This window comes from Pseudomonas sp. NFACC46-3 (assembly GCF_900114515.1).
Classification (GTDB): Bacteria; Pseudomonadota; Gammaproteobacteria; order Pseudomonadales; family Pseudomonadaceae; genus Aquipseudomonas; species Aquipseudomonas fluorescens_Q.
Genome location: NZ_FOTH01000002.1, coordinates 26,796 through 43,502 on the forward strand (window position 1 = coordinate 26,796; position 16,707 = coordinate 43,502).

Sequence of the window (16,707 nt, forward strand, 5' to 3'; positions counted from 1 at the left end):
CGAGGCTGCTCGCGATGGCGGTGCGTCAGTCTAAGCACCTGGCCCAAGCCGTTCAGCTACTATCGAAGAACCACTCCAAGGAGGATTCATTCATGGGCGTTCCCGCCAACCGGGCTTTGACCACTGCGCTGGTAGTCATCGATGTACAGAACGACTTCATCCCCGGCGGCCAACTGGCCGTGCCGGGTGGCGATGAGATCGTGCCGCTGATCAACCAGTTGGGGCATTCATTCAGGCACGTCGTCCTTGCCCAGGACTGGCACCCGGCCGGGCACGCCTCGTTTGCGTCCAGCCATCCGGGCAAGCAACCGTTCGACATCGTCCAATTGCCCTACGGCGAGCAGAAGCTCTGGCCCGACCACTGCATACAGGGCAGCAATGGCGCCGCGCTGCACCCGGCACTCGACCTCCCCCATGCCAAGCTGATCATTCGCAAGGGCTGCAACCCGGACATCGACAGCTATTCAGCCTTCATGGAAGCGGATCACCTGACCCCTACCGGCTTGACCGGCTATCTCAAGGAACGCGGCATCGACACCGTGTACCTGGTGGGGCTGGCCCTGGATTTCTGCGTGATGTTCTCGGCGCTGGATGCCCGGTTGGCGGGGTTCAATGCGCTGGTGATACTGGATGCCTGCCGGGGCATCGATATCGACGGCTCGATGGAGGCGGCAATCCGACGGATGCAGGAAGCGGGCGTGCAATTGATCGACTCCAGCGCGATAGATGGCCGCCCCTTCGCTTGACGGCTCATACTAGGCGCCTCCTTTGCGGACAGTGAGTCTCCATGCCCTTCCTCGCCCGTACCCACCCGCGTCTGTCCAGCGCCACGGTCCTTGGCCTGGCGGTGGGTATCCTGGTTCCCGTGGACTCGATCATCAGCAAAATCCTGATCGGCTGGAATGTCGGCGTCTGGACCTACCTGGTGCTGATGTCCTGGCTGACCGTGCGGGCCAAGGCGCCCGACGTCCGGCGCATCGCCGAAATCGAAGATGAAAATGCCGGGCTGGTCCTGCTGGTGGTCTGCATCGCGGCATTGGCCAGCCTGGCAACCATCACCTTCGAACTGGCCGGCAGCCGCGACCTGGACGCCGCCGGCAAACTGCTGCATTACGGTTTCACGGCAATGACCGTGATCGGTTCGTGGTTGCTGATCGGGGTGATCTTCAGCGTGCACTACGCGCGGTTGTATTACACCTGGGAAGGCCAGGAGCCGGCGCTACGGTTTGCCGAAGGGCTGACCACGCCCAACTATTGGGACTTCCTGTATTTCTCTTTCACCATCGGGGTCGCGGTGCAGACGTCCGACGTGGGGGTCGCCACCCGGCAGTTGCGCAAGATCGTCCTGGCTCAATCGTTGATCGGGTTTGTGTTCAACACGGCGATCCTGGGGTTTTCGATCAATATTGCGGCGGGGTTGTTTGGGTAAGGGGCCATTGGGACCGCTTCGCGGTCCAGCGGGAGCAAGCTCCCTCGCCACAGAGATCGGACCGAGGCTCAAACGGGTGTTGGCAGCCACAGCCTGAAGCGCGCCCCGCCCAGCGGCGAGGCTTCGACGGTCAGCGTGCCGCCCTGGGCTTCCAGGGCTCGGCGGCTGATGGCCAGGCCAAGGCCGAAACCGCCGGTGGCGCGGTCGCGGCTGCGATCCAAACGGTAGAACGGCTCGAACACGCGCTCGCGTTCGCTGTCGGGAATGCCAATGCCATCGTCGTCGACCCAGATCTCACAGCCTTGATCACTGACCAGCACGCCCACCTGGATGCGCTTTTCGCAATAACGCATGGCATTGCGCAGCAGGTTCTGCAAGGCCCGTGCGGTCAGGCGTGGGTCCAGTACGAAACGCTCCAGCGCGCCGTGCAGCAGCACGTCGATCACCACATCCGGTGCCGCCAGGTCCTCGTCGACGCTGCCCAGGATGCTGTCGATGAACTCGTCCAATGCCACCTCGACCCGTTCGGGCAGGCGTTGCGGGTTCTGCAGACGGCTGTAGGACAGCAGTTCCAGCACCAGTTCATCCAGCTCACGAATGTGCGCGACCAACCCTTGCAGGCGCTCGCGACTGGCCGGCGGCAGGTCATCGGACAGCGCCAGGGCCAGGCCGAAGTCGAGCCGTGTCAGTGGCGTGCGCAGTTCGTGGGACACGGCGTTGAGCAGGTCCCGCTGTTGGTTGAGCAGGTTCTCGATGTCACCCGCCATTGTGTCGAACACATGGGCCAGGCTGCCGATGTTCGAACTGGAGGCAATGTGCGTACGCTCACCCAGATGACCTTTGCCGAAGCGTTCGGCGGTGCGCCTGAGACGTTCCAGGTCGCGCCAGTGAGGCCGCAACCAGAGCAACAGGCAGGCCAGCATGGTCGCGCCGATCAACACGTTGATGCTCCAGTACAACCAGCTGACGTCGGCCGGGTCCGGCGGCACGACCATTTTCACCGCTGTGCGCCCGTCCAGCGGTGCTGCCGCCAAGGTGCGCCAGGCCCAGTCACCGATGCGCACCACGTTCTCGCCGCGCTTGAGACGCGCCTGCTCATCGGCACTGAAGCCGCCGTCATCGATCGCCGCCAGCTCGATGCGCAGCGGCTCGAACTCCTTGTCCATCTGCGCCGCCAGCGCCGGCCACTGCTCGCTGGGCACGGCGCGGAACTGCTTGACCATCAAGGTTTGCAGGCCACGGGAATAATCGAGGTTGTAGGTCATGAAACGGTCTTGGAACAGGCGGATCACCAGTTCGGGCATCAGGTAGATCGCCGCGCTGTAGGACACGATGGTGACCAGGTAAAGGCGAATCAGCAGCTTCCACATCGGCTCAACATTCCCACTCGGAACGACTGAACAGATAACCCTTGCCCCACACGGTCTTGATCTTGCGGGCTTCGTCGGCGTTGTCGTCGAACTTGCGCCGCAACTTGGAAATCGCCACGTCCACCGAACGGTCGGTGCCGTTGAACTCGATGCCGCGCAGGCGCTGCAGGATCTGGTCTCGGCTCAGTACTTCGCCGGAATGCCGGGCCAGCACCACCAGCAGGTTGTATTCGCCGCTGGACAGCTCCACCGCTTGTCCGCGCCAGGTTACGGTGCGTTCGGACAGGTCGATGCAGAGGTTGCCCATGAGGATGCGGTCGTTGACCGTCTGCGGCTCGGTCAGGCTGCTGCGGCGCAACAAGGTACGCACTCGCGCCAGCAGCACCCGGGGCTCGCAAGGCTTGGTGACGTAGTCATCGGCGCCCATCTCCAGGCCCAGGACCTGGTCGTGGCTGTCGTCCCGGGCAGTGAGCATCAAGATCGGCAAGGTCGCCGAGTCGGCCCGCAGCAGGCGGCAGACTTGCAAACCGTCCAGCCCCGGCAGCATCAGGTCGAGAATCACTAGGTCCGGCGGATCGACGCGTGCCCGCTCACGCACATGATCGCCACGGCTGAGCACGCTGACCTGATAGCCGTTGCGCTCCAGGTAACTGGCGATCAGTTCGGAGAGTGCGCAGTCGTCTTCGACCAGGAGGATGTTGGGCATGGGTGTTTCCAGAAAGTGCTGTGGCGCCGGAAATGACGCTATCGCGAGCAGGCTCGCTCCCACAGGGGCCTGAGTTGCACTAAAGACTCAATGTGGGAGCGAGCCTGCTCGCGATGAGGGCCTGCCAGGCGCAGAAGATTTCAAGCTGCCAAGGATATACGCCCCCGCTCATCCACGAGCAAAACCCTTACACAATTTCACACAGCCACTACAAAACGTTACCGCTGGGCCCGCAGCAGATCCGCCGCACACGAGGTGATCCGCTGGCACGCATCCGCCAGCTTCACCTGATCGACCACCAGCCCGAGGCGGATATGCCCTGCCGCACTGGGCCCGAACGCCTCGCCGGCCAGCACCGACACGCCATAGTCGTCCAACAACCGTTCGGCAAATGCCTGGGCGTCGAGACCGGTCCGGCGCACATCGACCATCACGAACATGCCGCCATCGGGCCGCACCGGCTTGAGGCCTGGGCAGTCGTCGAGCATGGCGCACACCAGGTCCCGGCGCTGGCGATACTCGTCGTGCATCTGCGCCACTTCCGGCAACGCCTGCTCCAGGGCAACCTGGGCTGCGCGTTGCACGAAATCCGGCAGGCCAAACAACATACACAAGGACAGGTTTGCCAAATGGTCGGCGAGGGATTCAGGGCCGATGACCCAGCCGATGCGCCAGCCGGTCATGGCGTGGGATTTGGACAGGCTGTTGATCGTCGCGGTGCGCTCGGCCATGCCCGGCAGGCTGGCGGGGCTGATGTGCTCGCCGTCATAGAGCAAGTCGCTGTAGACCTCGTCACTGATCAGCCACAGGTCATGTTCGATGCACAACCGGGCCAATGCCTGCCAGGTGGGCATCGGCAGGCTGGCGCCGGACGGGTTGTTCGGGCTGTTGAGCAGCATCGCCCGGGTACGCGGGGTCACAAGGGGGGCAACGTCCGCAGGTTCGACCCGAAAACCGTTCTCCGGGCGGACCGCCACCGGCACCACTGTCGCCCCGCAGGCACCGAACACCGCTTCATAGGTGACATACATCGGCTCGGCGACGATGACTTCGTCGCCAGGGTTGAGCAGGCATTGCGCGACCGCATACACCGCGCACTGCGCCCCCGGCAGTACGACAACCTGTTCGGCCCCCGCAGGCTGGCCGCAACGCAGGCGATGACGCCGGGCAATACTGGTGCGCAAGGTGTGCAAGCCGCGGATGTCCGAATAATGGGTCTCACCGGCCCGCAGGCTGCCCACGGCAGCATCGACAATGGCGCGCGGGGTGTCGAAGTCCGGATCGCCCACTGACAGCAACAACACATCCATGCCCTGTTCGCGCATGGCCAGCGCCCGGTCGTGAATCTGCCAGGCGGCGGCACCATCGCCGGTGATGCGTTGGGTCAAGACTGAAAAGCGCATGTATCTCTCCTGATTGCGCGATATCCAGCCTCAACCCTATCTCAAATCACAAACCGCGCCACCATCGCATTCAACCCCACCGCCAGGCGCGACAGTTCGTGGCTCGCATCGCTGGTCTGTTTGGCGCCGCTGGCCGACTGGGTGGCCAGGTCGCGAATGTTCACCAGGTTGCGGTCCACTTCACGGGAAACCTGGGCCTGTTCCTCCGATGCACTGGCGATGACCAGATTGCGCTCGTTGATCTGGTGGATCGACTGAGTGATCTGCTCCAGGGCCACGCCGGCGGCGCGGGCCATTTCCAGAGTGCTTTGGGTACGCTGGTTGCTTTGTTGCATCGACTGCACGGCCTGGCCGGTGCCGTTCTGGATACCGGCGACCATTTTTTCGATTTCCTGGGTCGATTGCGCAGTGCGATGGGCCAGGGCCCGGACTTCGTCGGCCACCACCGCAAAACCGCGTCCAGCCTCCCCGGCGCGAGCGGCTTCGATGGCGGCGTTGAGGGCCAGCAGGTTGGTCTGTTCGGCAATGGCGCGGATCACGTCCAGCACCTTGCCGATGTCGTGGCCCTGGACCGCCAGGCCTTCGATCATCGAGGCGGTGGCCTGCACGTCGTGGGTCATGGTCTGGATCGCGTCGACGGTTTCGACCACACGTGTGCGGCCTTCCTGGGCGGCCTGGGTCGATTGGTTCGACGCCTCGGAGGTGGACACCGCGTTACGGGCTACCTCTTCGACCGCGGCGGTCATTTCGTTGACCGCCGTGGCCGCCTGTTCGATTTCGTTGTGCTGCTGTTGCAGGCCGCGGGAGGATTCCTGGGTCACGGCGCTCAGCTCTTGCGCCGCAGCGCCCAGTTGAGTGGCCGAACCGGCAATCTGCTCGATGGTCTGGCGCAGGCTGACTTGCATGGCGGCCAAGGCCTGGAGCAAGCGCCCAGGCTCATCCTTGCCATCGTCCGCGATGACCTGGACCAGGTTGCCACTGGCAATGGTCCGCGCAGCCTCCAATGCCCGGTTGAGCGGCGCGACGATGCTGCGGGTCAGCAGCAAGGCCAGCACCACGGTGGCCAGGGCGGCGGAGATCGAGACAATAATGATGCCGGTGATCGCGCTGTCGTAGTGCTCACCGGCCTTGGCCGAGGCTTCGCCGACTCCGGCCACGTTGATCGCGATGAGCTTGTTGAGCTGCTCGCCCATCAGGTCGGTGCCTTCCTTGATTCGCGTATTGATGTGGGTGCGCAGCTCATCGGCCTTGTTCTGCCGCGACAGGTCGAGCATTTCCTTCTGGGCTTGCAGGTATTTTTCCAGGGTCGCGGAAAAGACCTTGTACAGTTCGGCCTCCTGCGGCGTGCTCGGCAGCGCGGCGTAGCTGCTATTGGCCTTGTTCAGTTTTTCCACCAGCACGCCGATGCGGCTCTCGGCCTCGGTCAGGCTGGCCGGATCCCGGTTGACCAGAATGCGGAACGAGAGGATGCGCATGCGCAGCACGTTCTCCAGCACATTGGCCAGATAACCGACGCTGGGCACCTGGGTCTGTTCCATCTCCAGCGAGGCCTGGCGAATGACAGACATGCGGTTGGCGGCGAATACGCCGAGGATAACGACGAGCAACGCGATGACGGCGAAGCCGAGAAAGGCTCGTGGCGCGATATTCAGGCTGCGTAGGGACATGGAAAGACCTCGAAATGTTGGGTCGAGCGTCCATGCTGGCAAGCGCACTGATTGGAGTTATGGGGATATACGCTTAATCCGTTATCGGCTGGGCTTTAGGATTTGTGCAGGGTGTGTAAAAAAATATTTCCCAATGCTTTTTTGTGGCGAGGGAGCTTGCTCCCGCTGGGTTGCGCAGCAGCCCAAATCGAACGTGGTCAACCTTGCACATTGCGGTGGATGGTTTCGGCGCCGCTTCGCGGCCCAACGGGAGCAAGCTCCCTCGCCACGGGTACAGTGTTCGACCACTTTATCGATGCGCCACCCGCCAAAGCCGTGCAATGTCCCGGGCACGCTCGCTCAGCAGGCGCGGGGCGTCGGTGCAGGCTTGCTGCAAGGTCATCGGTCCGCTGGCCAGGGCGAAGGCGGCGTCGATGCCGTGTTCATACAGCGCCTGGTAACCCTCCCCCAGCGTGCCGGCAATGACCACCACCGGTACACCGTGCTGGCGGGCGATGCGGGCCACGCCGAAGGGGGTCTTGCCGCGCAGGGTCTGGGCGTCGAAACGGCCTTCGCCGGTCATCACCAGATCGGCGCCGTTGACCGCCTCGGCCAGCCCGGTCAACTGGGCGACAACGTCCACGCCGGTACGAAACTGCGCACCCAGGAACGCCTTGGCCGCGAACCCCAGGCCACCGGCGGCGCCGCTGCCCGGCTCGTCGCGCACATCCTTGTTCAGCGCCCGCGCGCAGCGTTCGGCGAAATGCCCCAGGGCCCGGTCCAGTGCCTGCACTTGAGACGCCGAGGCGCCCTTCTGCGGACCGAAAACCACGGACGCGCCATGGGGGCCGCACAGCGGGTTATCGACATCGGCAGCGATCTCGAAGCTGACCCGGGCCAGGCGTGGGTCGAGTTCACTCAGGTCGATGTGCGACAGGTTCACCAAGGCCAGGCCACCGGGAGGAAGGGGTTGGCCCTGGTCATCCAGCAACACCACGCCCAGGGCCTGCATCGCACCCGCCCCGGCGTCGTTGGTGGCACTGCCGCCGATCGCCAGGATGACCCGGCCAGCGCCCTCATCGAGGGCCGCGCGAATCAGCTCGCCGGTGCCGTAGGTGCTGCTGGAGCAGGCGTCGCGTTGCCCCGGCGGCACCAGTTGCAAGCCACTGGCTTCGGCCATTTCGATGATCGCGGTGCGGCTCTCGGCCAACCAGCCCCAGCGCGCCTCGACAGCGACACCCAACGGACCGCGGACCCGGGTGTGGCGCCACTCACCATGACAGGCCGCCAACACCGACTCCACCGTGCCCTCCCCGCCGTCCGCCATCGGACATTTGATCAACTGCGCATCCGGCCAGACCTCGGCCAGCCCCTGGGCGATGGCATCGGCGACGCCCTGGGCACTGAGGCTGTCCTTGAACGAGTCGGGGGCGATGACTATTTTCATATTATTCTCCGGTTCCGATGCACAGCATGCTGCCAGTTGACCGCCGCCATGATGCCGGTCCGCTGCACAAAAGGCAGCGGGCATTATTGTTCAAATTCACAAATACCGGTTTTCCAGGAAGATTCAGGTTGAAGCTGCCGGCCTCATCGCGAGCAGGCTCGCTCCCACAGAGGTAGTTCCGCAGCTCCCACAGCTGATTTGGAGGGTGTTTGAGAATTCTGTTTGATCCGTGCGGTGGTTCTGGGGTTTGATTGGGCCTTTCCCCATGGATGAAAGGATCTTGTCATGAGCTACCGCACGCTAGGCCATTCCGGGTTGCAAGTCTCGACGCTGACCCTGGGCACGATGATGTTCGGCGAACAGACCAGCACCGAGGATTCGCTGCGGATCATCGACAAGGCCTGGGACCAGGGCATCAATTTCATCGACACCGCGGACGTCTACACCAATGGTCGCTCCGAGGAAATCGTCGGCGAGGCGATCGCCCGTCATCGCCAGGAATGGGTGCTGGCCACCAAGGTCGGCTTCGGCCCGCCGGACGGCATGCCCAACCGCAGCGGCCTGAGCCGCAAGCACCTGTTCAATGGCATTGAGGCCAGCCTGACGCGCCTGGGCACCGATTACCTGGACATCTATTACCTGCACCGCGAAGACCACAACACGCCGCTGCACGTCACCGTGTCGGCCATCGGCGACTTGATTCGCCAAGGCAAGATTCGCTACTGGGGCCTGTCGAACTACCGTGGCTGGCGCATCGCCGAAGTGATCCGGATCGCCGACAGCCTGGGCATCGACCGGCCGGTGATCAGCCAACCGCTGTACAACATCGTCAACCGCCAGGCCGAAACCGAACAGATCACTGCGGCGCAGAACTACGGCCTCGGCGTGGTGCCGTTCAGCCCCCTGGCCCGAGGCGTGCTCAGCGGCAAGTACGCGCCGGACGTGGCGCCGGACGCCAACAGCCGTGCGGGCCGCCAAGACAAACGCATCCTGGAAACCGAGTGGCGGGTCGAGTCCCTGCGCATTGCCCAGCAGATCCTGCAATACACCCAAGGCCGCGGCGTGGGCATCGTCGAGTTCGCCATCGCCTGGGTGCTGAACAACAACGCCGTGACCTCGGCCATCGTCGGGCCGCGCACCGAGGAGCAGTGGGATTCGTACACCAAGGCGCAATCGGTGAAGATCAGCGCGGAAGATGAAGCGTTCATCGATTCGCTGGTGACGCCGGGGCATGCGTCGACGCCGGGGTTCAACGATGTGAGCCATTTCGTGCCGGGGCGAGTACCGCGTACGTCATAAGATCGTTGAAGTGCACCCTCTGTGGCGAGGGGATTTATCCCCGCTGGGCTGCGAAGCAGCCCCCTGGGCCTGGCACCACGAAATCTCAGGTTTCACGAACGGGGGGCTTCGCCCCCAGCGGGGATAAATCCCCTCGCCACAAAGAGTGCTAGTTGCTCCCCTCAAGAGAATAAAAGTGTCCAAAGGCATCGCTCTATCGGTCTCGGCCTCCGCGCTGTTCGCCGTCATGTACTACTACACCTCGTTGCTCTCACCGCTGACTGGCGTGGAAATCTTCGGCTGGCGCATGCTGCTGACGATGCCGTGCATGACCGCGTTCATGCTGGTGACGCGGGAATGGAAACTGGTCACGGCGCTGATCCAACGCCTGATCGCCAAGCCACGGCTGTTGATCGCAGCAATAGCCTCGTCGGCACTGATGGGCGCGCAACTGTGGCTGTTCATGTGGGCGCCGCTCAATGGCTACAGCCTGGACGTGTCGCTGGGGTACTTCCTGTTGCCGCTGTCGATGGTCCTGACCGGACGCATCGTCTATGGCGAACGCCTTTCCTACCTGCAGAAAGTCGCCGTGTTCTTCGCCACCCTGGGCGTGTTCAACGAGTTGTACCAGGTGGGTGGTTTTTCCTGGGCAACCTTGCTGGTGGTGATTGGCTACCCGATCTATTTCATCCTGCGCAAACGCATCAAGACCGACAACCTGGGTGGACTCTGGCTGGACATGACCCTGATGCTCCCCGTTGCACTGTGGTTCGTGCAAAGCGGTGAACAGGGCCTCGACGTTTTCGATCAATACCCATGGCTGTCGCTTCTGATCCCGGTGCTCGGGGTGATCAGCGCCAGCGCGCTGGTGTCCTACATCGTCGCCAGTCGATTGCTGCCGTTCAGCCTGTTCGGGCTGTTGAGTTATGTTGAGCCGGTGTTGCTGCTGGGCGTTGCGCTGCTGTTGGGTGAAAGCATCAAGGCCGGTGAATGGCTGACCTATATCCCGATCTGGATGGCGGTGGCGGTGCTGGTGTTCGAAGGGTTCAAGCACTTGGTGCGGCAGCAGCGCAGGGGCTGAAGCCCGCTCCCACCCTGGGTCTGCGTCGCGTCAATAAAAAGCCCGCCTGGCATCACTGCCAGGCGGGCTTTTTTGCACTCAGGTGTTACTCGGTCGCCAGCACCCCACGGCGCACCTGGTCGCGCTCGATGGATTCGAACAGCGCCTTGAAGTTGCCTTCGCCGAAACCATCATCGCCCTTGCGCTGGATGAACTCGAAGAACACCGGCCCCATCAGGGTTTCCGAGAAGATCTGCAACAACAGGCGCTTGTCGCCCTGCTCGGAAGCACCGTCCAGCAGAATGCCCCGCGATTGCAGTTCATCCACCGGTTCGCCGTGGTTCGGCAGGCGGCCTTCGAGCATTTCGTAGTAAGTGTCCGGCGGCGCGGTCATGAAGCGCATGCCGATGCTTTTCAGGTGATCCCAGGTCTTGACCAGGTCATCGGTGAGGAAAGCCACGTGCTGGATACCTTCGCCATTGAACTGCATCAGGAACTCTTCGATCTGTCCGGCGCCCTTGGACGATTCTTCGTTCAACGGGATACGGATCATGCCATCCGGGGCGGTCATGGCCTTGGAGGTCAGGCCGGTGTATTCGCCCTTGATGTCGAAGTAACGGATCTCGCGGAAGTTGAACAGCTTCTCGTAGAAACCGGCCCAGTAGGCCATGCGCCCGCGATACACGTTATGGGTCAGGTGGTCGATGATTTTCAGGCCCGCGCCCACCGGGTTGCGGTCAACGCCCTCGATGAACACAAAGTCGATGTCATAGATCGAGCTGCCTTCGCCAAAACGGTCGATCAGGTACAGCGGCGCACCGCCGATGCCTTTGATCGCCGGCAGGTTCAGCTCCATCGGGCCGGTCTCGATGTGGATCGGCTGGGCGCCGAGTTCCAGGGCACGTTTGTAGGCCTTTTGCGAATCCTTGACCCGGAACGCCATGCCGCACACCGACGGACCATGCTCGGCGGCAAAGTATGACGCCACGCTGTGGGGTTCGTTGTTGAGGATCAGGTTGATCGCGCCCTGGCGATACAGGTGCACGTCCTTGGAGCGGTGGGTGGCCACTTTGGTGAAGCCCATGATCTCGAAGATCGGCTCCAGGGTATTGGGGGTCGGGGATGCGAATTCGATAAATTCGAAGCCCATCAGGCCCATGGGGTTTTCGTATAGATCTGCCATGTCGGCGCCTCATCAGTCGGGTCAATTAACAAAAAACGTTAGTTGCTGGCGATGCTGAGGACACGGGGCGGCGCGCAGGAAATGCCACGAACGCTGCGGGCGAGGAAATCGCCATAGATCAGTTGAAACCCAAGTATCTTCATTGTCGACCCAAGGCTCTTGCGGGCGAGGCTTCTGCTGCCAGAAGACGTTATTCTTATATGCGTAACTCTATTCTACACAGCGTAACCTGGTTTGTCCGCCTTCTGTATCAAATCGCCTTTTCCTTCGCCCGCGCAAGGGGTTTGTTGCACAGGAAAATGCCCACCAGAATCACGCCCCCGCCGACACACATCAAGGCCGTGAGCCGTTCGTCCAGCAGCAGCGCCCCCAACAGCACCGCCGTCAACGGATTGAGCGCGATGAACACCCCGGAACGGGTCGCACCGATCCGGCGAATGCCGTCATACCAGGCGATATAGGCCAAGGCCGAGCCCAGCACGCCGAGGTACAACAGGCTCAGCCATTGCTCCAAATCCAGCGCGCGCAGGGCTTCGACACGAATCTCGCCCGCCGCCGCGCAGGCCAGCCACAACATCAGCGTGCCCAGCAGAATCGACCAGGTCACGGTCTGCAAGGGGCCGAGGCTGTCATTCAAGCGCCTGGAAAACAGCGAATAGATGCCCCAGCCCAGCACGCAACCAAAAATCAGCAGGTCGCCGATCCAACCCTGCGCGGCGCCTTGCAACAAGGACGGATCACGACTGACGATTACCAGCCCCGCCCCACCGATGCAGAGCACGATGCCCGCCACTTTCAAGCGGCTCAACCGCTCCTTGAACAACCACCAGGACGCCAGCCCGATCACCGCTGGGTTCAAGGCCACGATCAGCGAAGCCCGCGACGCGTTGATGTACTGCAAGCCATAGAAGAAGCACAGGTTGTAGAAAAAGATGCCGAAGAACCCCAGCGCGGCCAAGTGCAGCCCCTGCTTCACACTGGGCCTGGCCAGCGGGATCCCGGCCAGGGCGAGAAATGCCAGCAGCGCGATACTCGCCAACAGGAAACGCAGGCTGGCGGCAAACATCGGCGCCAAGGCATCGGAAAGGATCCGGCCGGCGACGAAGGTCCCGCCCCAGATCATGGTGACCATGGCGAGCTTCAGGTAGACCGGCAGGTCTGACGGGGTTGGGAGGGTTTGTTCGAGGGTTTTCATGGTGCACCGAAACCTGTAAGTGAAGTCACTCACAAAACCTGTGGCGAGGGGATTTATCCCCGCTGGGCTGCGCAGCGGCCCCAAACCTGACGACTCGGTGTGTCTGGAGTTCGAGGGGGTCGCTTCGCGCCCCAACGGGGATAAATCCCCTCGCCACAAAAGTTCTGTATTGCTTTCTGATTCGAATCAGATGCCTCATCATCACGCTCATGCTTAATCATCGTAAAATGAGCAAACCCTCATGACCCTCACCCAACTCGAAATCTTCTCCCTGGTCGCCGAGCTGCGGGGGTTCACGGCGGCGGCAACGCGTCTGGGCATCGGCCAGTCAGCGGTGTCCCACGCCATCAAGTCCCTGGAACAAGAATTGGGCGTGGAATTGCTCAGGCGTCATCAATCCCAGGTGGAACTCAGCGACATTGGTCAGCAATTGCTGCTGCGGGCCCGGGCCATGCTCGGGCTGGCCAACACCTTGCGCCAGGAAGCCGCCGATGCCCGAGGCATGCGCCGAGGCACCTTGCGCATCGGCTCGTTCGGGCCGACGTCATCGATGAAACTGTTGCCCGGTATCCTGCGGCGCTATCGAGACTTGCACCCGGGCATCGAAGTGCACATCGATGAAGGGCCCGACAGGCAGGTCCTCCAATGGCTGGACGAACGGCGGATAGACGTCGGCTTCGTGGTGCTGCCCGAGGAGCGTTTCGATACGTTCATGCTGATGGAAGATCAGATGGTCGCCCTGCTGCCCACAAACCATCCCCTCACCGCCCAGGCCAGCCTGAGCCTCAAGGACCTGTGCAACGACCCCTTCGTGCACACCGAGGCCGGATCGGCGGAACTGGTTTCGCGCCTGTTCAATGCCGCCCGGCTGACCCCGAATGTGCGTTTTCGTTGTTCGCAACTGCTCAGCACCCTGGATATAGTCAGGCGCGGTGAGGCGGTGAGCGTGGTGTCCGAGGGGTCGTTGCCGGACGATGGAAATCCCGGTTACGTTGCCCGCCCCTTGTCCCCACGAGTGCCGCGTCAGATTGGCCTGGCAGTCCTGGACAGCCGCCAGGTCTCGCCCGCCACCCTGGCGTTCATCGAGCTGGCCCGACAGTCATGAGCCCGCTCCCACAGTCACGCTGCGGTCAGCAAGCGCTCGGCAAGCCATCTATCATGGACGGCATCCGACGATTCCCCCTCATCCCTTTTCTTCTCAGGTTGTGCCGATGCCCTTGACCGCCACACGCTCGCACACCCGGCCCCGTCGCGCGCTCGTCACCCTGCTTTGCGGCCTGGTACCGATGCTGTCAGGGCTGGCCATTTTGTACATGCAGGCCGAACGGACGCTGGCGCAACACACCCGGCAGACTGCCGAGGAACTGGTCAGGCAGATCGAACTGATGCTCGACAACACGGCCTTGGCGGCCCATGAACTATTACCCCTGGCCGGCCAGCCCTGCGAAGCGGTGAAGCTGGCATTACGCGAACAAGTGACGCGCCGGCCCTTTGTCCGTTCGACCAACCTTGTCTGGGACAACAACCTGTATTGCAGCTCGCTGTTCGGTGCCTTCGAGGAACGCGTCAACCCGAGCGACTACCATCAAGGCAGCTTGTGGCTCATGGACGGCAACCCGGTCACGCCGAACACCGCGCTGCTGATTTACCGGCTCAACGAGGGCCATCAAGGCGCCTTGGCCACGCTTGACGGGTACCACCTGACGAACGTCTTGCGCTTGATCGGCCGCCAGACCCGGCTACGGCTGCAAGTCGGGCCGAACTGGCTGGCGGCGGACGGCAAGGTCCGGCCAGCGCCCATGCCCGGGCTGCCGGTCGCCCAGCATGAGCTGGGGTCATCGCGCTACGCCTTCAATGTAGAAGCCGGCTTCGACGAGGGTGAAACCTGGCGCTACATGGCCAGGGAATATCCGCCGCTGTTCAGCTTGCTGATCTTCTTCGGCGTCGTGGCCGGGACCCTCGGACACTGGCTGCAAAAACGCGCCTCCTCGCCCAGTCGTGAACTGCAACGGGCCCTGGAAGCCGGCGAGTTCGTGCCCTATCTGCAACCGGTCGTACACAGCGACAGCAAACGCTGGGCCGGCGTCGAAGTGCTGATGCGCTGGAACCACCCCAAGGAAGGCCTGGTTCGCCCGGACCTGTTCATTCCCTTCGCCGAACACAGCGGCCTGATCGTACCGATGACCCGGGCGCTGATGCAGCAGACCATGCGCCTGCTGGAACCGCTGGCGCCTCAACTGGAAGCGCCGTTTCATGTTGGCATCAACATCACCGCCCGCCACTGCCAGGATCTGGCGCTGGTGGACGATTGTCGCGAATTTCTCGCCGCCTTCGCGCCGGGTACGATTGCCCTGGTGCTGGAGTTGACCGAGCGCGAGTTGATCGAACCTACGCCCGTTACCCGGCAACTGTTCGACCAACTGCGGGAGCTGGGCGTCAAGATCGCCCTCGACGATTTCGGTACGGGTCATTCCAGCCTGGCGTACTTGCGTCAATTCAATGTGGACTTCTTGAAGATCGACCAGAGTTTTGTCGCGATGATCGGTGCCGATACTCTGTCACGGCACCTGCTCGACAGCATCATCGAACTGTCGGGCAAGCTGGGCCTGGACATGGTGGCCGAGGGGGTCGAAACCGTCGAGCAAAGCGACTACCTGAGCGCCCATGGGGTGAACTTTCTACAGGGTTATCTATTTGGTCGACCGATTAGCGGACAGGCGTTCATTGAGACCTTGACCGGGCTTAATGGCAGTTAACCGCCGCCGATCTATTGACGACGATGCCCAACTGATAAAAGCTTTTGCTGTTGTTACATAACGAAAAAGTTACGATTTACACTTTACGGATTAACTACTACAATTTTTCTACCTGTGCCAGATAGCAGGAGAGTCATTAACACCAAGGCGCTCGGCTTATAGCTTTGTTTGCGGTTGGTATCAGCCAAATATTTTGATTGGAGTAACGATTTTGTCCAGACTCGCTGAATTTCGTGCAGCCGAAAAGGCCCTTCAAGAACAGCTCAAGCAGTTGGAATCGCTGAAGAACGATGCCGGGCTCAAGAAGGAAATCGAATTCGAGGAAAAGCTCCAGGGACTGATGAAAACCTACGGCAAGAGCCTGCGCGACATCGTCGCGATCCTCGACCCGAACCCGTCCAAGGCAAGCCTGCAATCGACCAAACCCATCAAGACCCGCCGTGCGCGAGTGGTAAAGGTTTACCAGAACCCGCACACCGGTGAGTTGATCGAGACCAAGGGCGGCAATCACCGCGGCCTGAAAGCCTGGAAAGAACAGTACGGTGCAGCTACCGTCGACTCTTGGTTGCGTGGTTGACACGGGCGCGGTTGACAGCGTCCATGATGCAAAAAAGCCCTGAATACACTCAGGGCTTTTTTATGGGCTAAACTTTTGGATTAAATTCCGAGCGTACTACGCTGACGGCGTTATAGTTTCAAACTGTTTCGCACCGACTGTATTTCATCCTGGCTTTCAACAAACACCTGCGCCTGCCCTGCATAGGACAGCACATAAGCCTTGCCCTCATTTAGTGCCGCGACGAGTGCCTGAGACAATACATGTCGTCCGTTTTGCGTGATCGTACAAGTGGTTTCCAACGCAGTTACGCCGCCCAACATGGAAGCATGGATTTTATTGCACACACTTTGGTAACCGCCCTGGAAGAAATCCTTCTGGATCGATTTGCGCATTTCCAGCAACACGCCTTGCAAGTTGACCTGGTGATCGGGTTCGATGGTAGTCGTGGTCAATTCCATGACCATCACGGCATTGCCTGCCGAATCGCTCTTGGTTGCACGTTGTCGCAAGGGGCCCGGTGCCGCGGCGTCGGCGGGCAGAGGCTCGACAACCCAGCCTTGGGGCCAGGCGATCTGCGGTTCGTCCGCCTGGACGCCGCCGACACTCGCAATGCAGGCAAACAGCAGGACAAACAGCGAAAGGAACGGTCGAATCATTGCGTTGGCACTCAAGGGC

15 protein-coding genes and 1 pseudogene are annotated in these 16,707 nt (G+C 61.9%); 7 read left to right on the forward strand and 9 right to left on the reverse strand.

All coding sequences use genetic code 11. The features are described 5' to 3' along the window. The first annotated feature begins 92 nt into the window (after positions 1-92). Both pncA and BM300_RS03770 read left to right on the forward strand, forming a co-directional pair. Positions 93-746: a bifunctional nicotinamidase/pyrazinamidase gene (pncA, locus tag BM300_RS03765; protein WP_063320636.1), complete on the forward strand. Its 654-nt coding sequence runs from the start codon at positions 93-95 to the stop codon at positions 744-746. Between the two features lie 41 nt (positions 747-787). Further along, complete coding sequence (locus BM300_RS03770; RefSeq protein WP_092222795.1) at positions 788-1,429, forward strand: DUF1345 domain-containing protein; 642 nt, start codon at positions 788-790, stop codon at positions 1,427-1,429. A gap of 68 nt (positions 1,430-1,497) precedes the next feature. Here the strand turns inward: BM300_RS03770 and BM300_RS03775 are convergent, their stop codons facing one another. The 6 genes and pseudogenes from BM300_RS03775 to BM300_RS03795 form a co-directional block, all read right to left on the reverse strand. Beyond that, positions 1,498-2,799, reverse strand: a complete 1,302-nt coding sequence (locus BM300_RS03775) for an ATP-binding protein (RefSeq protein ID WP_092222792.1) — start codon at positions 2,797-2,799, stop codon at positions 1,498-1,500. 4 nt (positions 2,800-2,803) lie between these two features. Beyond that, positions 2,804-3,505, reverse strand: a complete 702-nt coding sequence (locus BM300_RS03780; protein WP_063320633.1) for a response regulator — start codon at positions 3,503-3,505, stop codon at positions 2,804-2,806. A gap of 218 nt (positions 3,506-3,723) precedes the next feature. Further along, positions 3,724-4,908 (reverse strand): pyridoxal phosphate-dependent aminotransferase, encoded by a 1,185-nt coding sequence (locus BM300_RS03785; protein WP_092222790.1) that lies wholly within the window; start codon positions 4,906-4,908, stop codon positions 3,724-3,726. A 41-nt stretch (positions 4,909-4,949) separates the two neighbouring features. Next, positions 4,950-5,813, reverse strand: a complete 864-nt coding sequence (locus BM300_RS31625; RefSeq protein WP_371914650.1) for a methyl-accepting chemotaxis protein — start codon at positions 5,811-5,813, stop codon at positions 4,950-4,952. Further along, positions 5,805-6,575, reverse strand: a pseudogene (locus BM300_RS31630) (MCP four helix bundle domain-containing protein); the annotation flags it as partial. The pseudogene BM300_RS31630 and the gene BM300_RS31625, both read right to left, overlap by 9 nt. Before the next feature lie 289 nt (positions 6,576-6,864). After that, positions 6,865-8,001: a glycerate kinase gene (locus BM300_RS03795; protein ID WP_092222788.1), complete on the reverse strand. Its 1,137-nt coding sequence runs from the start codon at positions 7,999-8,001 to the stop codon at positions 6,865-6,867. 285 nt (positions 8,002-8,286) lie between these two features. Between BM300_RS03795 and BM300_RS03800 the strand changes: the two genes are divergently transcribed. After that, positions 8,287-9,300, forward strand: coding sequence for an aldo/keto reductase (locus tag BM300_RS03800; RefSeq protein ID WP_092222786.1), 1,014 nt, complete (start codon positions 8,287-8,289; stop codon positions 9,298-9,300). A 175-nt stretch (positions 9,301-9,475) separates the two neighbouring features. Next, the gene (gene rarD, locus BM300_RS03805) at positions 9,476-10,360 is read left to right on the forward strand and encodes an EamA family transporter RarD (RefSeq protein ID WP_092462053.1); all 885 of its coding nucleotides are present in this window, start codon (positions 9,476-9,478) and stop codon (positions 10,358-10,360) included. An 85-nt stretch (positions 10,361-10,445) separates the two neighbouring features. Here the strand turns inward: rarD and hppD are convergent, their stop codons facing one another. Beyond that, on the reverse strand, positions 10,446-11,522 hold the full coding sequence (gene hppD, locus BM300_RS03810; RefSeq protein WP_003202983.1) for a 4-hydroxyphenylpyruvate dioxygenase: 1,077 nt from the start codon (positions 11,520-11,522) through the stop codon (positions 10,446-10,448). Between the two features lie 250 nt (positions 11,523-11,772). Beyond that, positions 11,773-12,717 carry a DMT family transporter gene (locus BM300_RS03815; RefSeq protein WP_092144677.1) on the reverse strand — a complete coding sequence of 315 codons (945 nt, stop codon included), beginning with the start codon at positions 12,715-12,717 and terminating at the stop codon, positions 11,773-11,775. Positions 12,718-12,958: 241 nt separating this feature from the next. Here BM300_RS03815 and BM300_RS03820 point away from each other — a divergent pair, with 241 nt between their 5' ends. The 3 genes from BM300_RS03820 (at position 12,959) to BM300_RS03830 (ending at position 16,050) form a co-directional block, all read left to right on the forward strand. Continuing rightward, a complete protein-coding gene (locus tag BM300_RS03820) occupies positions 12,959-13,822 on the forward strand; it encodes a LysR family transcriptional regulator (protein WP_092462055.1) in 864 nt (287 codons plus the stop codon). Positions 13,823-13,928: 106 nt separating this feature from the next. Beyond that, positions 13,929-15,473, forward strand: a complete 1,545-nt coding sequence (locus BM300_RS03825; RefSeq protein WP_092462057.1) for an EAL domain-containing protein — start codon at positions 13,929-13,931, stop codon at positions 15,471-15,473. Positions 15,474-15,684: 211 nt separating this feature from the next. After that, positions 15,685-16,050: a histone-like nucleoid-structuring protein, MvaT/MvaU family gene (locus BM300_RS03830; RefSeq protein ID WP_003202992.1), complete on the forward strand. Its 366-nt coding sequence runs from the start codon at positions 15,685-15,687 to the stop codon at positions 16,048-16,050. Between the two features lie 110 nt (positions 16,051-16,160). Here BM300_RS03830 and BM300_RS03835 read toward each other — a convergent pair whose 3' ends face one another. Further along, positions 16,161-16,688 (reverse strand): DUF4946 domain-containing protein, encoded by a 528-nt coding sequence (locus tag BM300_RS03835; RefSeq protein WP_063320624.1) that lies wholly within the window; start codon positions 16,686-16,688, stop codon positions 16,161-16,163. Positions 16,689-16,707: the final 19 nt, after the last annotated feature.